This window comes from Halomonas sp. EF61 (assembly GCF_040147045.1).
GTDB classification, from domain to species: domain Bacteria; phylum Pseudomonadota; class Gammaproteobacteria; order Pseudomonadales; family Halomonadaceae; genus Halomonas; species Halomonas litopenaei.
In genome coordinates this window covers 759,558-778,155 of sequence record NZ_JAMSHM010000002.1, presented here as the reverse complement: position 1 = coordinate 778,155, position 18,598 = coordinate 759,558, and the positions used below count along the sequence as shown (strand labels likewise).

Annotated in this window: 15 protein-coding genes; 10 read left to right on the top strand and 5 right to left on the bottom strand. The window is 62.6% G+C overall.

Annotated features, from left to right (window positions below; all coding sequences use genetic code 11):
* Nucleotides 1-49: 49 nt before the first annotated feature.
* The 4 genes from NFI08_RS12315 to NFI08_RS12300 form a co-directional block, all read right to left on the bottom strand.
* Nucleotides 50-3,649, bottom strand: a complete 3,600-nt coding sequence (locus tag NFI08_RS12315; protein ID WP_349589670.1) for a T6SS effector BTH_I2691 family protein — start codon at nucleotides 3,647-3,649, stop codon at nucleotides 50-52.
* Nucleotides 3,618-4,547: a hypothetical protein gene (locus NFI08_RS12310; protein WP_349589667.1), complete on the bottom strand. Its 930-nt coding sequence runs from the start codon at nucleotides 4,545-4,547 to the stop codon at nucleotides 3,618-3,620. Before NFI08_RS12310 ends, NFI08_RS12315 begins: the two co-directional genes overlap by 32 nt.
* Entirely contained in the window at nucleotides 4,547-7,153 is a 2,607-nt protein-coding gene (locus NFI08_RS12305) for a type VI secretion system Vgr family protein (protein ID WP_349589665.1), read from the bottom strand. The genes NFI08_RS12310 and NFI08_RS12305 overlap by 1 nt, the downstream gene beginning before the upstream one ends.
* A gap of 459 nt (nucleotides 7,154-7,612) precedes the next feature.
* On the bottom strand, nucleotides 7,613-8,335 hold the full coding sequence (locus NFI08_RS12300) for a GntR family transcriptional regulator (RefSeq protein WP_108449804.1): 723 nt from the start codon (nucleotides 8,333-8,335) through the stop codon (nucleotides 7,613-7,615).
* Nucleotides 8,336-8,527: 192 nt separating this feature from the next.
* Between NFI08_RS12300 and NFI08_RS12295 the strand changes: the two genes are divergently transcribed.
* The 7 genes from NFI08_RS12295 to NFI08_RS12265 all read left to right on the top strand — a co-directional run bounded on the left by NFI08_RS12295 (nucleotide 8,528) and on the right by NFI08_RS12265 (nucleotide 15,211).
* A complete protein-coding gene (locus NFI08_RS12295; RefSeq protein WP_045993107.1) occupies nucleotides 8,528-8,812 on the top strand; it encodes a UxaA family hydrolase in 285 nt (94 codons plus the stop codon).
* 2 nt (nucleotides 8,813-8,814) lie between these two features.
* Entirely contained in the window at nucleotides 8,815-9,984 is a 1,170-nt protein-coding gene (locus tag NFI08_RS12290; protein WP_108449803.1) for a UxaA family hydrolase, read from the top strand.
* Between the two features lie 171 nt (nucleotides 9,985-10,155).
* Nucleotides 10,156-11,121: a tripartite tricarboxylate transporter substrate binding protein gene (locus NFI08_RS12285; RefSeq protein WP_349589660.1), complete on the top strand. Its 966-nt coding sequence runs from the start codon at nucleotides 10,156-10,158 to the stop codon at nucleotides 11,119-11,121.
* A gap of 10 nt (nucleotides 11,122-11,131) precedes the next feature.
* Nucleotides 11,132-12,655, top strand: a complete 1,524-nt coding sequence (locus NFI08_RS12280; RefSeq protein WP_045993110.1) for a tripartite tricarboxylate transporter permease — start codon at nucleotides 11,132-11,134, stop codon at nucleotides 12,653-12,655.
* Nucleotides 12,652-13,242, top strand: coding sequence for a tripartite tricarboxylate transporter TctB family protein (locus NFI08_RS12275; RefSeq protein WP_286985944.1), 591 nt, complete (start codon nucleotides 12,652-12,654; stop codon nucleotides 13,240-13,242). The genes NFI08_RS12280 and NFI08_RS12275 overlap by 4 nt, the downstream gene beginning before the upstream one ends.
* Nucleotides 13,243-13,277: 35 nt before the next feature.
* Nucleotides 13,278-14,213 (top strand): hydroxyacid dehydrogenase, encoded by a 936-nt coding sequence (locus tag NFI08_RS12270; RefSeq protein WP_286985943.1) that lies wholly within the window; start codon nucleotides 13,278-13,280, stop codon nucleotides 14,211-14,213.
* Entirely contained in the window at nucleotides 14,210-15,211 is a 1,002-nt protein-coding gene (locus NFI08_RS12265) for an Ldh family oxidoreductase (RefSeq protein WP_349589656.1), read from the top strand. Before NFI08_RS12270 ends, NFI08_RS12265 begins: the two co-directional genes overlap by 4 nt.
* Nucleotides 15,212-15,318: 107 nt before the next feature.
* Here NFI08_RS12265 and NFI08_RS12260 read toward each other — a convergent pair whose 3' ends face one another.
* Entirely contained in the window at nucleotides 15,319-16,347 is a 1,029-nt protein-coding gene (locus tag NFI08_RS12260; RefSeq protein ID WP_349589654.1) for a LacI family DNA-binding transcriptional regulator, read from the bottom strand.
* Nucleotides 16,348-16,640: 293 nt separating this feature from the next.
* Here NFI08_RS12260 and NFI08_RS12255 point away from each other — a divergent pair, with 293 nt between their 5' ends.
* Genes NFI08_RS12255 through NFI08_RS12245 form a run of 3 tightly spaced genes read left to right on the top strand, consistent with a single transcriptional unit; the run spans nucleotide 16,641 to nucleotide 18,590 of the window.
* On the top strand, nucleotides 16,641-16,877 hold the full coding sequence (locus tag NFI08_RS12255) for a hypothetical protein (protein ID WP_349589651.1): 237 nt from the start codon (nucleotides 16,641-16,643) through the stop codon (nucleotides 16,875-16,877).
* Between the two features lie 11 nt (nucleotides 16,878-16,888).
* On the top strand, nucleotides 16,889-18,055 hold the full coding sequence (locus NFI08_RS12250; RefSeq protein WP_045993115.1) for a TRAP transporter substrate-binding protein: 1,167 nt from the start codon (nucleotides 16,889-16,891) through the stop codon (nucleotides 18,053-18,055).
* The gene (locus tag NFI08_RS12245; RefSeq protein WP_083970439.1) at nucleotides 18,027-18,590 is read left to right on the top strand and encodes a TRAP transporter small permease; all 564 of its coding nucleotides are present in this window, start codon (nucleotides 18,027-18,029) and stop codon (nucleotides 18,588-18,590) included. The genes NFI08_RS12250 and NFI08_RS12245 overlap by 29 nt, the downstream gene beginning before the upstream one ends.
* Nucleotides 18,591-18,598 lie beyond the last annotated feature (8 nt).

The following is an 18,598-nucleotide window of genomic DNA, read 5'->3' as shown; positions in this document are numbered from 1 at the left end:
CGCTATAATTGTCGAGTTATTTTTGGTTCTCTCTGAAATCATCATCATTTTATACCATTATCTTGAATGTGCCGTTATTCTCTTCAGTTGGCGTCTTATAATCTGTGAAGCTGACGAATAGTGATAGTAATCTTGGTGGTTGATTACTTTGGATATGTTGTTCGTAACTTAATAGGTATGAGTTTTTGATTTTTTTGATATCGACTGTTTTTGAGATTCTTGGGTCATTATTACTTTCGTAGATTCTATTGGATAAAATGCCTTGATTTTCGGTTTTGATGTAACTATCTTGAAATATTGGTTCTCTGTCGAGCCCTTCCCCTAGCTCCAGTTTTAATCCGATCTCCATCTCATCCAAATCCGGCACGGTGACCAGAATGCTAAGTGTGCGTGGTAGCTGACGGGAGCGCTCCCTGACGATATCCCATTGCCCTTGAGTCGGTACCACCCCATAGCTTTCGTAGTCATCTGGCTCTTGCAGCAACATTTCCACCGTCACGCCCTTGAACACCAGTTCCAGGCCATTCTGTTCCTCTTCCATGGAGTCGTAGGGCAGTACCTGGCCTAGCTCATCGCGAACGCCATATCGGCAGCGGGTCACCCAGCAGGAGACGGCGAAGGCGACCAGGATGTTGAGTCCAGGCCCAAGGATGAGTTTCAAAACGGAGGTAACCACCCCGTTGGCAACACCCGCGAAAAGAGCGACAGGTGCGCTAATGGGCCCGACAGCGACAGCTACGACAATGACCAAGGCGACGACACCGTTGGCAACATCGATATTGCCGGCGGTCCTGTGTTTATTCTGAATACTCTCCGGCAGGCCCAACAAGGCCGCCCGATGGGCGTTGGCACGTTTGTCAAGACCATCCGCGATACTGAGTACCCCTATGATGGCGTCGCCTGGCAGCCTGAGGATCTGCAGGCGCCGGACGAGCGATGCCAGGGCGCCGTCGGTACTGGCCAAAAGAGTGGCAGCGAATTGCAAGGTGTCGACGGAGGCAATGATGAGTTTTGTCAAGGCAAGCGTTACCTGGATGCCGTCTGCGTCGCCTGAGGAAAATTCGCTGTTGAGGATGCTGAAGTTGTTGTAGTAGATCAGCAGCAGTTGAACCCTCGTGGACGTATTCCTGAGGCCTGCGACGGCGGAGTGGTTGGTGCCGCCGATGCCCTGGGCAATGTAGCTGCCTAGATCGCGCGCATTTTGCCGATCGTTCCAGTTGCTTTTTGCAATATCGTCTTCGCCGAAGTCATCGGTAGTGGTGTTGTAGCGATCCAGGAAGTCCGGGGCGGTTGTATCGATGGGGATGACCACGGTGATTTGATGGTCATTCTCGATATGGGTGACGGAGAAGTTGCCTCCCACGCCGTCGTCCTCGTGGAACTGCAGAGCACCGGAGGCGTCGGGGTTGGCCTTGCCTTTGGGATAGAGTTGGCGCGTCAGCGTATCCAGCCAGTCGTGGAAGTCCTTGCGGCGGACGGAAACGCTCGCCAGCACTGGCAGGTGGAGGTATTGGGCAGGGTCATTGGCGTCCTGTGACGCCTGGATCTGCTGCACGTCGTAGCTGCCGGTAATGATCAACTGCTGATAGCGGTTGAAACTTTCCAGCGCCTTGACGGATGGGAGGTCTGCCGCGTCGATCGCGTTGTTGTTGCTGTTGATATTTGTTGTACCACCATCGTTGCCGGCGTCCGCGTCAGCGGTAGAATTTGGGTCCGATGCCTGGCCGGCGATGACCTTGGAGGCGTCCTGTAGCGCCTGGGCGTAGAGACTGTTGCCCATGGTGGCGATGAGTCCGGCCATGGTGGTGTCGTAGCGAAACTCGCGCTCGCCATGCAGCAGCTCACGATACTGCTCCCGCCATCTGAGCAAGACCCTGGGCGGTACGTAGGCTTTGGCCGGTAGCGCCTGGCGAACGGTAAGGGCGTCGTCGATCAAGCGACGCTGGTTGGAGAACATGGCCTTCATCAGCAATGAATCAGTTGAGTCGATGGCGCTGGCTAGCCTGTCCCACAACCATTTGCTGGCATCACTCAGAATGCCGCCCAGCAGTGCGTTGGAGAGTACTCCGCTCAGTCCCAGCCCGGGTGCATAGACATCGTCGGAGTAGCGTACTGTGACGCGATCAAGGTGTGCCTCGACCCACAGGGAGTAGTCCTCATCAAAGGCCCGTACCAGCTGATTGATCCGCTCCACCAGCGCTTTGTACTTCGCCTTGAAGTCTTCAAGCTCGGGGTTAATGCGTTTCCCTGTCTCGGGATCTACGGGAGCGTCCGGCAAGGTATAGTAGTCCGCTAGCTCCTTGTTGTAGGCGGAGATAAGTTGCTCGGGTTCCTGGGTCAGCAGTTCGATGCTCCTCCTTTCTGCATCGATCTGACGCTGCAGGTCGCGCCTTTCAATACGTAGTGTTTCGATCCGCTGTCTATCTAGCCAGTTGGGATCGCCGTCGGAGCGTATCGCTTCGATCTGCCGATCTATCTGATTTATCCGTTGCTGCTTGGAGTCGATGGTCGGTTGGCTGGCCTCTTCAATCCGCTGGTTCATGGGGGCCTGGGCAATCTGCCGCTGTATTCGGTAATTTTCCTCGAAGATCTCGATGGCCTTGTAGCACAGCAGGTTGCGCCGATTCAGGTATCCCTGGGGGTCATACTGTTGAAGAAACTCCTCGAGCAGCTCCAATGGTCGTTGGCGGTAGGCGTTGAGTTCGTTGATCAGGCCGACTTCATCATGCACCGCCAGTACCAGACTCTTGTCCTTTAGTTGCTGCGAGGCGGCGCGAAGACGCTGTCCCATGGCCTGGCGCAGTTCCTCGCGGGTGAATAGTTGGCGATTGTTCTGATCGGGCCAGAAGAAGGCCTCCATGCCGGCGGCATTGTCGCTGTACTCGGCGACCAGCGAGAGCTCCTCGGCGCTGAAGGCGAAGGGCTGCTGGGTCTTGTTGTCGCGCCAGGCGGCGACGTCGAAGCGCTGCATGGCCACGTCGCGCAGGCGCCGACCCTCACTGTGGGAGGCGGTGCGCAGGTGATTGAGAAAGGTGATGGGAAGCGCGTGCTCGCTGTACAGGTAGTAGATGTTGGTGGCGGTGTCGACGCTGTCCAGGGCGATGGTCGAAGCGCTGACCGTCTTGAAGCGCCGTTCCTCGTCGTTCAGCCCGCAGGCAAATTCGGGTTGTTCCGGGGAGGGGGGCGCCTCACTGACAGCAAACTGATAGAACATGCCGTCGGTCGTGACGACATAGGCATACCAATTGTGGTTGACGCGATCTCCCGTCGTCTCGCCGTCGCTGGTATTGCGAGTGTTCTCGTCGTCGAGCAGATAGAAGTAGCCGGGTCTGAGCTGGCGCAGGATATATTTGCTGACCTGGCTACCGGTGGTGTCGCCCAGATAGCTGCGTACGGGTTCTCCCAGCGTGCGTGGTGACGTCCCCTGGTCGGTCACGGCCTGGTTGAGCCGGATATCGGTGAACTCCGCTACCCTGTCCGCCGGTAACTCGGTGAAGCCGGAGGTCAACGAGGTGCGCTCACACACAGTCAAGCGCACCGGCAGGATGGGGAGACCCACTCTCTCGCACAGAGGGCACTGTCCTGATTGCACACCGGGTAGATCGATGCAGGCGTCATCAATCCGCTTGAGCAGGTCTGGATTGACCATGAGCCGTATTCCTCGTCCAGGTTGAGATCTCGTTCCACTCGGCAACCGGCAGGGCGGCGGTCAGATCGCCGTAGCGCTGGCTCGGACCGATGCTTTCCAACAGGCGCTGCATGAAGGGGTGTCGGTGAAAGTCATCCCCCACGTGGAGACCATGCAGGACAAACCTTTGCTGGTCGGCAGGCGTGTGGAGTCCATGCCGTTCAGCAGTACGCATCAGCGCGTTGATACGCTCTGGTGATGCCTCCGCTGCACTGTCGGGCTCAAGCGAGCGCCACTTGTCGATCAGGTGGTTGATGGTGCCGCTGCGTTTGAGCGAGGCCCATTGTTCCGGTGACAAGGTGAAGGGCGCTGGAGGCGGCTCCCGGGGAATCTCCATTTCACGCAGGACCTGCTGGTGGTCGAAATAGAACCAGCCGGTGAAGGGGTGCAATAGCAGCGTTTTCTGACCGGGTTCCAGCAGGAAGGCCAGCAACTCCATCACCCTTGGATCGAAAAAACGCAGAAGGCATGTCTTGCCTTCGGGACTGGTCACCGTCAGTTGGCGTTCGATCCACCGACTCAGGGAGATCGACAGGACCGACGAGGTGACCAAGGCGCAAAACCCGCTTGGCTCCGTGCGCTTGCTTGGCAGGCTGCTACGTTGCTGCGCTACCAGCTCGGGTATGTCGACCTCCCGCACCTCCAGCGGTTGGAGGTAGAGCCGCCGCCATGGAGGCAGGTCGATAAAGGGGTTGGCGATGATGCGAAACTGCCTGGTCGCCAGTTCCAGTTCGTCGCAGGAAAGTTGCCAGCGCTCGTCCTGGGAAGGATCGATCAGTGCGTAGAGCCTGGAGGTGCTGGCCTGCAGTCGAAGGCGCTGGAGTGTGTTGTCAGTTGAGCTTGCCGGTTCGCTCGACATCAGTTGCCCTCCACGATGCCGCCGCCGTCCTTGCTGGCCTGGCCGTTGCTGCGCGGGCAGATTTTCGGCGCGAAGTCCGGCAGGTAGGGAAGCGCGGGATCCAGCGATGAAGGCCCAGCCAAGCTGTGCGTGGTGGCCTTGAGGCTGACAAGACCCGGGCCGTGGATCTGGATATCGCCGTCCTTGATGCGCAGGACGCCTGCGCCGCTGATGAACTTAATGCCCTGGGCGGCCTCGATACGCACCTTGCCCTCGGTGGAGGTGATGGATAGGGTCTTTTCCGCGCTCAGCGCCATCTGGTCGCTCTGGGCCTGCACCTCTACCTTGCCTCGGGCGGCGAACAGCTTGATGCCGGCTCGCTGCACGAACAGCGACAGGCGCTCGCGGATAGTGGCCACCAGGCTGCGTCCGCTGGCCAGGTTGATGTCTTCGCCACAACTGGCGCTGAACGATTCGTGCTGGGCGAGGTGTGTCGATGCGGGGGTACTCAAGACGATGCCGGCCGGTGAGGCAAGATGCAGCCAGGGTTGCTTGAGACAGGATGCCTGTCCGGTGCCTGCCTGGCTGCCGGCCTCGGCGGTGGACTGCTCGTCGCTGTCGGCGGCACAACTGTTTGGCTCGCCGTAGATCTGCCGGGTGTCCTCGGCGGCCTGCTTGAGGTCGAGGCGAGTCTCCAGCACATCGGCGCCGTGTTCCATGGCGCTCTTGCTCAGGCGATCGGACAGGTGCCAGGCGCTGGACAGCTCCTGATGGATGGGCCCTGTCGCAAGCTGGTCGCCTGCAGCCCCCAGCTGCCCCCAACTGGTCAGCAACAGCCCCTGATTCGCGCGGATTGCGCCATAGGCATCGCTACGCAGTTCGAAGCCGGTGCCACGAAAGTCCCCGCGGGTGTTGCCGTGCTGATGTATCAGGTAGCCCAGATTGAGCTGGCTCTTGGCGTGCTCCGAGTTGAGGCGGATACGCTCCTGGTCGGTGGCGTCGTCAAACACCAGTTCGTTGTAGTTGCTGCCTCGGTAGGTCTTTGACTTGATGCCCGAAAGCAGGCCGTTGGAATGCCACTCGGGTTGTGCATCACCGTTGTAGACTCGGCCGGTAATGAGGGGACGATCCGGATCGCCCTCGAGGAAGTCGACGATGACCTCCTGGCCGATGCGTGGCACGAACACGGACCCCCAGCTGGCGCAGGCATTGGCTTCGGACACCCGTAACCAGCAACTCGAGCGATCGTCGTGCTGTCCGTTGCGATCCCAATGGAACTGCACCTTGACGCGGTTGAGGCGGTCGGTATGGATCTCTTCGCCTTCGGGGCCGACGACGATGGCAGTGTGGGGGCCGCCGACAACGGGGCGTGGATGATCCAGTGTGGATCGAAAGGGCACGACGGTGCGCTGCGCCTCGAAGTCAACCAGGTAGTGGCCGGTGCCGGCACGCTGATAGTCGTCTTGGTGAGGGCTCTCGTCCTGCAGACCGTGGGCGCTTCTGGCCTGATCCAGGGCTTGCTGCAGGCTGCCCGGCAGGGTGCTGAGGTGGGCGGATACCGGCAGGGCGTTCTCGGCCTGGATATTGAGGTCGAGCACGACGAATTCACGCTCGCTGGCATCGCCGTGCAGGTGACGTTCGTGTTGTTCCAGCGAGAAGATATGGCCAGCCTGCAACTGTCGTGTGCCACCGGCGCCTCGGAAACGCTTGGCCAGGGATTCCACTGCCTGCAGGCGGTTGTCCACCAGGGTACGGCCGCGATCGAAGGTATCGTAGTAGTACGCCCCGGGATAGTCGTAGAACTCCTGGGGACTGAGATTTCCCTGGTCGGGCAGGGTATCCAGTGCGTATTGGCGGGGCCGTGATGGTTGCCGGTAGTCGCAGGTGCCGATGGTCATGCGGGTCGGTTGCTGGCGACGGATACCTCCCCACTGAGTGATGCTGTCCTGGTGCTCCGTGGCGGCTTGACGGTGATAGCGAATCGCCCTGGGGGAGACCGCCGGACAGACGGTGAGGTCGTCGGTGATCACCATGCGATGCCCTGGATAGCGGTCCTGATCGGCGCTGTGTTCGAAGAAGTAGTAGAGGCCTTCCTGCTGCATCAGCCGGCTGATGAAGTGGAAGTCACTTTCGCGGTACTGAACGCAATAGCTGCGGGCCGCATACGGGCGCTGGCTGCGGATGAGCCAGCGTCCGTTGGCCATGTCGTAAGCCGAGAATACCGTTTCCAGAATATCCAGCACGTTCATGTCCTGGAAAATGCGGCTGTCCTGACCGAGTTGCAGGAGCGACAGCCAGGGCACTATCCCGAGCTGGTAATAGAAGACTCCACCATCCTCTCCCAGTAGCGCTGCCGTATCGACGAAGCCTGATCGTCGTTGATAGCTGCCGTCTGCCTGGCGAATGTCGAGTTCGGCCGGCATTGCCAGCAGGTGTTTGAGCTCAACATCTCCGCGTTGGCAAATGCAGTCGAGGGTGTAGCGGAAGGGGTGGGACATTCGCTCATTGCCCACCAGTCGATGGGGAATCAGTGGATGCTTGCCGACGCTGAGTTTCAGCAGTCGTTCGTCCTGCGTGAGTTCCGTATCGAACAGTGATCCCAGCCAGCGGCCCGAGCCATTCTCCATTGCTTTGCGCTCCCTGTGCGTGTCCATGCCCACGCTTCCGCCAGAACGTGTCCGGGAACGCTCTTCAGGTGTTTCGAACTTCGGGTCGGACTTGTACGGGGCGAGCGACGGCGAACCGTTATCTAATGGTTATGGCTACATTAGGCATCATCGGTTGTCTGGGGGAATCGGTGATATGGATGGATGAATGGAAGTGGTGGATTTGTAAGAAGATCAGTACAAACTAACTGGGAGTGACGAAGTGGCTCGCGCGGTATCTCTGGCGGGGACGTGGCGGCTCAAGGCGGGGCGCTGCGCTGGCGCAGATGAGGAGAGCCGCTGACGAGAGAGGCTCCCCCGTGGCCAGGATATCGTCCACGGGGGAGAGAATGATCGACCCTTCAAGGCCAGTAGTGGCTGCCCACATCGGGCACGCTGCCTGGCCATCGACAATCGAGCAAGCCTGGCTGGGTCGGGGCGCTACAACTCGTTGAAGTAACAGTGATGCCGGGTCTCGCAACGGGACACTCGGTACTCCAGCGCCTGCTCCTGAATATCTCTTGCCACCCGCCGTATCTCGAGGATCGGACTGCCTTCGGCGATTTCCAGGTGGTGGGCTTCGTCCTTGCCCGCCGCCACCGCGAACAGGCGTTCCTCGGCGTGGCTGACGTTGCAGCCGAAACGCTGCTGATACAGCTGATAGAGGGTGTTTGGCAGGGTCTCCGGCAGGCTTTCCAGCGTCGGAAAGCGTGTCGCCGCGACCACCACGTCCTCGAGCAGGGCGGGGCGTTCGTCGAGCTCCCTGACGCGGCGAATATGGATGACGTCGTCTGCGTCCTCCAATCCCAGCACCTCCATTTCCTCTTCGTTGGCCGGACGCCTTTCGCGCACCAGGATGCGCGACGTCGGTAGCGAGCGGGTGCCATCGAGTCGGGTCAGGTGGAAGAAGCGAAACAGCGAGCTGTCCTGATCGTGGGTGGCGACCACGGTGCCCTTTCCCTGGTAGCGGATCACCACGTTGTCGCTAGCCAGGGAGTCCAGCGCCTTTCTCAGGGTGCCGACACTGACCTGATACTCCTTGGCCAACGCCGACTCGCTGGGGATAAAGGTGCCGGGTGCCCACTCTCCCGAGACGATGCGCTGAAGCAGCACCTCCTTGATCTGCTGGTAGAGCGGTCGGTAGCTGAGGCTTGGCTGATCCATGCGGGTTCCTTCTTTGCGTTGGGCGAGGCCCGTTTCTTCGTCGCCAGTATAGCTCGAGGGAAATCTAGTTGATACTTGACTAACCTATATCCTATGTCCTATACATGAGTTGTGAGGGCAGCAAGCGACACCTGCCCAGGGCCAACCGGCGATATCACAACGTCAACAACATTCGTTCAGGAGAGGGGCAGCATGAGCATCGATTTCGTAGTGCACGATGCCGACGACAGTGTCGGGGTCGTGGTGGTCGAAGGCGTCGAGGCGGGGCAGACCCTGACAGGCTGGGTCATGCATCAGGACCAGACGGTCACCTTCGAGGTGAGCGACGCCATTCCCATCGGTCACAAGCTGGCCATTCGTGACCTCGATGAGGGCGACACCGTGATGAAGTACGGCGTCGATATCGGTCGCGTCGTCCAGCCGATCAAGCAGGGCGAGCACCTGCACGTACACAACGTCAAGACAAAGAGGTGGTAAGCATGGAAATCAAGGGTCGCAAGTTCCAGGGGTATCGGCGTGAAAACGGCCGTGTAGGGGTCCGTAATCACGTGATCGTGCTGCCGGTGGACGACATTTCCAATGCTGCCGCCGAAGCGGTTGCCAACAACATCAAGGGCGCACTGGCGCTGCCGCATCCCTACGGCCGCCTGCAGTTCGGCGCCGATCTGGACCTGCACTTCCGCACGCTGATCGGGACCGGCTGCAATCCCAACGTGGCGGCGGTGGTGGTGATCGGTATCGAGCCAGGCTGGACCAACAAGGTGGTGGACGGCATCAAGGCCACCGGCAAGCCGGTCGAAGGCTTCTGGATCGAACAGAATGGTGATCACAACACCATCTGTGCCGCCTCCAAGAAGGCCAAGGAATTCGTCCAGTACGCCAGCGAGATCCAGCGCGAGGAGTGCGACGTCAGCGAACTGTGGGTGTCCACCAAGTGCGGCGAGTCGGACACCACCTCCGGCTGCGGCGCCAACCCTACCGTGGGCGACGCCTTCGACAAGCTGTACGACGCCGGCTGCACCCTGGTATTCGGCGAGACCTCAGAGCTGACCGGCGGGGAACACCTGGTGGCCGAGCGCTGCGCCACCCCCGAGGTGCGTGAACAGTTCCAGGCGATGTTCGATCGCTACAGCGACATGATCGACCGCCACAAGACTAGCGACCTGTCCGAGTCCCAGCCGACCAAGGGCAACATCGAAGGTGGCCTGACCACCATCGAGGAGAAGGCGCTGGGCAACATCCAGAAGATCGGCCGTCGCTGCAAGGTGGATGGCGTACTGGACAAGGCCGAAACGCCGGACAAGCCGGGCCTGTGGTTCATGGACTCGTCTTCCGCCGCCGCCGAGATGGTGACCCTGTGCGCCGCCGCCGGCTACGTGGTGCACTTCTTCCCGACGGGGCAGGGCAACGTCATCGGCAACCCGATCCTGCCGGTGGTGAAGATCTGCGCCAACCCGCGCACCGTGCGCACCATGAGCGAGCACATCGACGTCGATGTGTCCTCGATCCTCAAGCGCGAGATCAACATGGACGAGGCCGGTGATCAGCTGCTGGAAATGATGCTGCGCACCGCCAATGGCCGCAATACCGCCGCCGAGGCGCTGGGGCATCGGGAGTTTGTGCTGACCCGTCTGTACGAAAGCGCCTAAGCCAACGCCCGAGGCGGCGATCTGGCAAAAAAACCGGCTCCTCCCGCCGTTCGTCGGGAGGGGCAGGCCGTTGTAGTAAAGAAGGTTGTGCAAGAACGGCGAGCAATGAAAGCGAGTTGCTCGTAGCGAAGATCCTGACCACCCCATAACGACAACATCAGGAGTAACGTCATGCGCCTTTCCCACACCCTGACCCTGACCGCGATGCTGGCGGCGTCACCCCTCGTGGCCCCGCTGGCCCTCGCCGACGCCGAGGACTTTCCCGCCAAGGACGTGCAGTACGTGATCCCCTTCGGTCCGGGCGGCGAGTCCGACATCAGTGCCCGACTGCAGCAGAAGTACTTCGAGGAGATCACCGGCCAGCAGCTGATCATCCAGTACATGCCCGGTGGCGGCGGCGCGGTGGGCTGGTCCCAGCTCAACGACATGACCGCCGACGGCCATACCATCATGGGCTCCAATCTGCCCCATATCGTGCTCAAGCCGATGGGCAAGGACGCCGGTTTTGCCACCGAGGACGTCAACAACTTCTACTTCTTCCACTACTCGCCGGACGCCATCCTGGTCCGCGAGGACAGCCCCTACCAGACCCTGGAAGATCTGGTCGAGGCGGCGCGCCAGGCGCCCGGTGTGGTGACCTTCTCCGGTAGCGGCACCTACAGTGCCAATGACGTGGCCAATACGCGCTTCCAGCAGTTGGCCGACGTCACCACCACCTACATCCCTTTCAAGGGCACCGGCGCGGCGGTCACCGCTCTGCTGGGTGGCCAGGTCCAGGCCGAGTGGGGCTATACCACCGTGGCCGCCAACCATCAGGACAAGGTGCGCATGCTGGCGGTGGCCGCCGAGGAGCGCCATCCGCTGTTCCCCGACGTACCGACCTTCCAGGAACTCGGCTATGACATGGTTGGCGGCGCCTATCGTGGCATGGCGGTGCCCAGCGAGACGCCGGCAGACGTTCAGGCGCGGTTGTCCGAGATCTTCGATCAGATCAACCAGAATCCCCAGTTCCGCCAGGAGATGGAGGATCTGGGCTTCGTTTTGATGGACGTCGGCAATGACGATGTTGCCGATTTCCTGGCCGAACAGAGCCAGCAGTATGAGACCAGCGCGCGAGAACTCGGCCTGATCGACTGAGGTCAACGCCATGGATCTTATCGTTCACGCGCTCGGCGCTCTGTCGCCGCTCAATCTTGCGCTGGCCCTGCTCGGGGTGACGGCGGGCATCGTCATCGGTGCCCTGCCGGGGCTTTCCGCCACCATGGCAGTGGCGGTGCTGGTCCCGGTGACCTTCGGCATGGCGCCAGAGTCGGCCCTGATCATGCTCGGCGCCATCTATACCGGGGCCATCTACGGCGGCTCCTACTCGGCGATACTGGTCAATACGCCAGGTACGCCCTCGGCCATCGCCACCACCTTCGACGGCTATCCCATGGCCCGCCGGGGTGACGGTGATCTGGCCGTCACCCTGTCGACCATCGCCTCGGTGGTCGGTGGGCTGGTCGGGGTGCTGGCGCTGCTGCTGCTGGCGCCGCTGCTGGCCCAGGTCGCGCTCAGCTTCGGGCCGGTGGAGTACTTCTGGCTGGCGATCTTCGGGCTGACGCTGATCTCGGCGCTGTCCGAGGATTCGACCCTCAAAGGGTTCATGGGGGCGGGCTTCGGCCTGTTGCTGTCCACCGTGGGCGTCGCGGTGATCGGCGGCGATATCCGCTACACCTACGGCTCGCCGGTGCTGCTTGGTGGCATCGAGACGGTCTCGGCGCTGATCGGCCTGTACTGCATTCCGGTGCTGATCGATCTGGTGGCAACACCCGCCGCCCACCTCAAGGTGGATGGCGTGTCGCGCGGGGTGCGCTTTCGCGAGGGCATGGCGATCGCCATCAAGGGCAAGCTGAACCTGCTGCGCTCGGCGACCATCGGCACCGGTGTCGCCATCCTGCCCGGGGCGGGCGGCTCGATTGCAAGCCTGGTGTCCTATTCGGAGGCACGCCGGGTGGCCGACGAGCCGGCGAGCTTCGGCAAGGGCAATCCTCAGGGGGTGCTGGCGACCGAGGCCGCCAACAATGCCACCGTGGGCGGCGGCTTCATTCCGACCTTGGTGCTGGGCATCCCCGGCACGCCGCCGGATGCGGTGATCCTCGGGGCCTTGCTGGTGCAGGGCTTTCGTACCGGGCCGGAGCTCTTCACCACCAACGCCGGCATCACCTACACCTTCGTCGCCGGGCTGTTTCTGGCCACCTGCCTGCTGTTGCCGCTGGGTCTGTTGATCGGGCGCTACGCCTTCAAGTCGATCATCTCCATTCCCAAGGCGCTGCTGGTACCGACCATCGCCTTCATGACGGTGATCGGCACCTACGCCATCCGCAACAGCGCCAGCGACGTGGTGATCATGCTGTGCCTGGGGGTGCTGGGCTGGGTGCTCAATCGTTACGGCTTTCGGCCCTCGCCCATCGTGCTGGGGCTGATCCTCGGACCCATTGCCGAGCAGGGCTTCGTCCAGGGCTTCCTGATGGGGCGGGCCAGCGGATCGCTGTTCGCTACCTTCTTCGGTGGGCCGATCAGCCTGACGATCATTGCGTTGTCGTTGCTGAGCGTCTTCTACCCGATGGTCAAGGCACGGCGTGAGGCAAGACGTCAGGACAAGACGATCAATGGGGAGGCGTCGCCATGAGCGCTGTTCACAACAGAAGCACTGGTCACGACACGAGCACTGGCCACAACACCAGCGCTGCCGGCAAGAAGAAGCACGCTATCCAGGCCTCCTGCTCCCGCGCAAGCGAGTATCTGCTGCCGACGCTATTCGTCGCCGGCGCCGCTCTATGCCTGTGGGAGACCCGTGAGATGAGTCAGCTCGGGGCGGTATTTCCTGCGGTGATCTCGCTGGTGGTGATCGTCGCGGGACTGCTGCGCCTGGGGCAGCTTGGGCTGCGCGGGGTGGTGGCCAACCATGAGCGGGGCTCTGATTCGAGTTCTGATCCAAGTTCTGATCCGAGTGCGGGCTCGGGTTCGACCCCTCGTCGCCTGGCGCTGGTCGGAATCATGCTGGCCTGGGCCCTGGCGCTGCCCTGGCTCGGCTTCCTGTTGACCGGCCTTGCAAGCTTCGTCGGGCTGATGGTGGTGGCGCAGTACCGGCGCTGGCATCCACGTCGCCTGGCCGGATACCTGCTGACCGGCGCCGTGCTGGTGGCCTTCTTCTATGTTCTGTTTGCGCTGGTGCTCAATGTGCCGCTGCCGGCGGGGCGTTGGTTCACGCTGTGAGGCCGATTCGACGCCATTATCGAGGGAGTACAACGATGGCCAGGATAGTTATCTCGGAATTTATGGACGAGCAGGCGGTGGCCTGGCTCGGTGAGCACCACGAAGTGCTGTGTGACACCCGTCTGGTCGAGGATCGAGGACGCCTTCTGGACGCGGTGGCCGACGCCGATGCGCTGATCGTGCGCAATCGGACCCAGGTCGATAGCGAACTTCTGACACGGGCGCCGCGCCTCAAGGTGGTGGGGCGTCTTGGTGTCGGACTCGACAATATCGACCTCGGGGCCTGCGCCGAGCGCGACGTTGAGGTCAAGCCGGCCCAGGGTGGCAACGCCGGCTCGGTGGCCGAGTACGTGATCGCGGGGGCGCTGATGCTGCGCCGAGGTGCCTACGCCTCGACCCCGGCCATGCTGGCAGGGGAGTGGCCCCGCCAGGCGCTGATGGGGCGTGAGGTCAGCGGCGCGAGGTTGGGTCTGGTGGGCTTTGGTGCCATCGCCCAGGTCACCGCCGGGCTCGCCCGGGCCCTCGGTATGGAGGTGCTGGCGTTTGATCCCCACCTGCCGGCGGAGTCTGCGGCCTGGGGCCAGGCCCAGCGCTGCGAGACGCTGGAAGCGCTGCTGGCCGAGGCCGACGTGGTCAGTCTCCACGTGCCGCTCAATGACCAGACCCGACACCTGTTGGACGCCGATCGCCTGGCCGTCATGAAGCGCGGCGCAGTGGTCATCAACGCCGCCCGCGGTGGGGTGGTAGACGAGTCGGCACTGGCCGAGGCGCTCACCAGTGGACGCCTGGCGGGGGCCATGCTCGATGTGTTCGAGCAGGAGCCACTTGGCGCAGGCTCGGTGCTCGAAGGGGTGCCCCATCTGGTATTGACCCCGCATATCGCCGGGGTGACCGAGGAGTCCAACGCGCGTATCAGCCAAATGACCGCCGAGAACGTGGTTGCGGTACTGACGCCGGAGGGGGTGGCATGAGCCAGACGACAACACTTGCCCGCGAGCAGGCACAAGAACTCGCCATGGAGGCGATGCGTGCCAGGGGCTTCCCCGAGCGCGAGGCCGCCATCACGGTGGAGGCGCTGCTCGACGCCGAGCGTGACGGTCTGCCCTCCCACGGGCTCTCGCGCCTGCCGTTCTATCTGGACCAGGCCGCCAGCGGCAAGGTCAACGCCGGTGCCATACCCAGGGCCGAAGCCGATGGCGCGGTGGTGCGGGTCGACGCCGACCATGGACTGGCCTTTCCGGCCATCGCCAGCGGGCTGGACGCCGGCTTCGAGGTGGCGCGGCAGCAGGGGCTATGCGCGGTTTCCATCAGACGCTCTCACCACTTTGGTGTGGCCGGTGCGCCGGTGGAGCGAGCGGCTCGGGAGGGCTTCATGGCGCTGGCATTCAGCAATGCACCGTCGGCCATGGCGCCCTGGGGTGGTCACAAGCCGCTCTACGGCACCAACCCCATCGCCTTCGCCTGTCCGCGACCCGAGGGCGAACCCATGCTGCTGGACCTGTCGCTGTCCAAGGTGGCCAGGGGCAAGGTGATGCTGGCGCGCAAGGCCGGCAAGCCGATTCCCGAGGGCTGGGCGGTGGGGCCGGATGGGGCGCCTACCACCGATCCGGAGACCGCCATCCAGGGCAGCATGGTGCCGGCAGGAGACGCCAAGGGGGCGGCGCTGGCGATGATGGTGGAGCTGTTGTGCGCGGGGCTTTCCGGTAGTCGCTTCGGTTTCGAGGCGGGGTCTTTCTTCGAGGCGCAGGGAGAGCCACCCGGGGTCGGTCATTTGATGCTGTTGTTCGACGTCGATCGCTTCGCGCCCGATGTGCTCGCGCGCTGTGAAGTGCTGTTCGCCGCGATGCTCGAGCAGCCGGGCGTACGCCTGCCCGGCGACCGGCGCCACCAGCTGCGACGCCAGAGCGATGATCGGTTGACGCTGCCGACGGCGGTGGTGGATGACCTGACGGCGATTGCGGCTTCCTAGAAGTACGGCTTCCTGGATAGCGTTCGCGGATACAGTTCGCGGACAGCGCCTAGAACGACTTTCCCGAATAGCTTTGCTGAATGGCTTTATCAGCCAGCTCAGCCGGCCTACTGGCCGATTCCGGCAAGTGGCGGCGCCGTCGATCCCCGTAGCTGGACGCTGGCATCCAGGTGAAGGTCGCTGGGCCGTTCGCGATGGCGAATCCACGTCATCAGGGCGTCGGCGGCATGCACTCCGATGGCACCGGCGGGCACCGAGACGGTGGTCAGCGATGGCGACATGTAGGCCGCCTGGGGCAGATCGTCGAAGCCGGTGATCGACAGTTCCCGAGGCAGGTCGAGCCCGCGTCGCTGGGCCTCGAGCAGGGCGCCGAAGGCCAGGGTGTCATTGCCGCAGAGCAGCGCCGTGGGCGGGGAGGGCATCTCCAGCAGTCGGGCGCAGGCGTCGGCGCCCTCGGCGACACCATACTCCACCACCTCGACGTCTGGCGCCGGGCAACCGGCAGCGGCAATCGCATCGCTGAACCCCTCGAAGCGGGCCCGGGCACGGTCATTGTGTTCATAGGGTGCGGTGACGATGGCGAGGTGGCGGTGGCCCAGGTCGATCAGGTGGCTCGCCAGCTGTCTGGCGGCGCCGCGATTGTCGAAGCCGATACAGGGGGCTTCGGCCTTGTCATGGGTCTGCCAGCTGGTGAGGAAGGGCAGTTGACGCTGGTGAAGCAGACGGTAGGCGTCGGCAAGGTGTTCATGGCCGATCAACACGACGCCGTCCACGCCATGCTGGACCAGCGTCCGCAACGCCTGCAGTTCGTCCTCGAGGTCGTAGCGGTAGGTGGCCAGCAGCAGACGACAGTCATGCTCCTTGAGGCGCCGCTCCAGGCTGTTGGCCATGGTGCCGAAGATCGGGTTGTCGAGGGTCGGTACCAGCAGACCGATGGCGCCGATGCGGCGTGAGGCCAGTGCCCGGGCCGAACCATCCGGCACGTAGCCGAGGCGGCCGACGGCGGCCTCCACTTTCTTTCGCAGGCGGTCGCTGACGTGGGGTGCGCCGTTGAGCACCCGCGAGACAGACGCCGTCGAGACCCCGGCCTCCCGGGCCACATCTTCCAGCAACGCTCTGGTGGGACGATCGTTCATCTGGCCTCTCCTGGGTGGCGCCACCGGTGTGATCCGATCGGCGCCACGGTTGCGGCTAAAGTCGAAGGTCCTTTACAGGATTCTGGCTGGACAAGTCCTATAGAGGAATCTACCTTGAATGGTGCGCCATGTAAGCGCTTACAATTATAGCAGCAGACAGCGTTGATCGTAGTTCACTGCTGCATTTTTGCCTCGTTAGCCTGACCACGGCTTCGAGCGGAGCCGGTCCAGGCTCAGCAAGATCGACAACGACGCGTACCACCAAATACAACGAGAGTCGGGAGTCGCCACCCATGTCCAGGTCGTCTTCGTCCTCAGCCAAGTTGATGTTATGGCTGTCGATATGTCTGTTCGCCGCCTTTTTCGTCAACGTCGCCATCCAGCGCTATGTACCGGGAATGTGGGCGCTGGAAGCCGCCTACGAGGCGGTGCTGTTGACGCTCGCTACCGCCTTCTTCGTCTCTGCCTGCCTCAAGTTCGAGGGCAAGGCGCCGTCTGGCGCCGAGCCGGGCACGCCAACCACACAATAAGGACAATGACCATGCGAGATTTCATCACCAATGACAGCGGTGCTCCCAGTCAGCCGGAAAGACGGCTGTTCATGGGCACCGTGGCGAAGTTCGGTTTTACCGCCGCGGTGGTCGGTGCGGTCGGCGGTGCGTTGTTCTCGGAAAGCGCCATGGCGGCCACCGCCAAGGAAGAGTCCGAGCGAGAGAACGCGGCCGAGAGCACCATCGTGCTCGCCACTGGCTATACCCTGGGCGCCTCGCGGGCCTATCCGATCATGCAGCTCAACTTCAAGGAGAACCTGCAGAACTTCTCCGGCGGTCGGCTCTACGTGAAGCTGGCGCCCGGTGGTCAGCTCGCCACCGGCGGGGCGCTGATCTCGATGGTCCAGAACGGTTCCATCGCCATCGCCCAGCATTCGCTGTCCAACCTGTCGTCCTTCGCCCCGGAAGCCGACCTGGTGAACATTCCCTACTGGTGTGGCGAGAACCAGCGTCTGATCAATCTGGTGACCTCGGACGCCTGGCGCGACACCGTTCACCACAAGGTCGAGGAGCGCGGCTTCAAGGTGCTGTCCTATATCTGCATCGACCCGAGGACCGTCGCCGTGCGCGAGGGGCTGCTCGATGGCCCGGTGCGGGTCCCCGATGACATCTCCGGCATCAAGTTCCGGGTGCCGTCCTCGCAGATCCTGCAGCAGGTCTATCGACTGGCCGGTGCCAACCCGACGCCGGTGGCCTGGGGCGAGACCTCGTCGGCGATCAAGCAGGGCGTGGCCGATGCCCTCGACCCCAGTGTCCAGGCCCTGCTGGTGTTCGGCTTCACCGACGTGCTGTCGAGCATCTCCACCATCCAGTCGGTGCCGGATGCCCAGGTCTACACCTGCAACAAGGCCTGGTTCGACAGCCTGGATGGCGCGCTTCAGGACGCCGTCATGCAGGCGTCTGATGTCACCTTCCGCGAAAACCTCGCCAAGGTCCCGGCGGCGCGAGCCTACGCCCATGACCAGATGCGCCTGGCCGGCGTCGAGGTCTACTCCCTGAGCGACGAGGAAAAGGCCCAGTGGGTCGAGCGTTGCGGCCATCAGCTGCCCGCCTGGGACGAGACCAAGCGTGAACTGGCGGGGTCGCTGGAGGCATTCGACAAACTGCTGGCCGCCACGGAGGTGCAAAATGGCTATTTCGTCGACAGCAACGCCTAAGGACACGCGCTGGCGCGCCCTGCGCCTGCGCTGTGACGACGTCGATCGCCGCACCGAGCGCTGGCTGCTGCTGACCTTCTACGCGCTGATCATCCTGACGGTGGCGGTGGAGGTGATTCGTCGCTTCGCCCTCAACTACTCCTCGGTGTGGGGCGAGGAGCTGGCGCGCTATGCCTTTATCTACCTGGCCTGGCTCGCCGCCGCCGCGGCGGTCAGGGACCGCGCCCATATCCGCATCGATGTGCTGATCAACCTGGGCGGGCCTCGCATGAAGCGCCTAGGCTGGTGGATCTCGGATATCGCCACCCTGGTGCTGGCGGTGTGGGCGCTGTACCTGTCAATCGCACCGGTGCTGACGTCGATCAACTTCGGTTCGGTCACCGCGGGACTGCGGGTTTCCCAGGCGTTCTTTCTGGCCGCCATCCCGGTGGGCTTTCTGCTGATCGCCTGGCGAGTGGTGCAGAGCATGCTGGCGGATATCCGGCGCATGCAGCGTGGTGATCCGGTCTTCGATGGCCAGAAGCTCTTCGACTGAGGGGGACC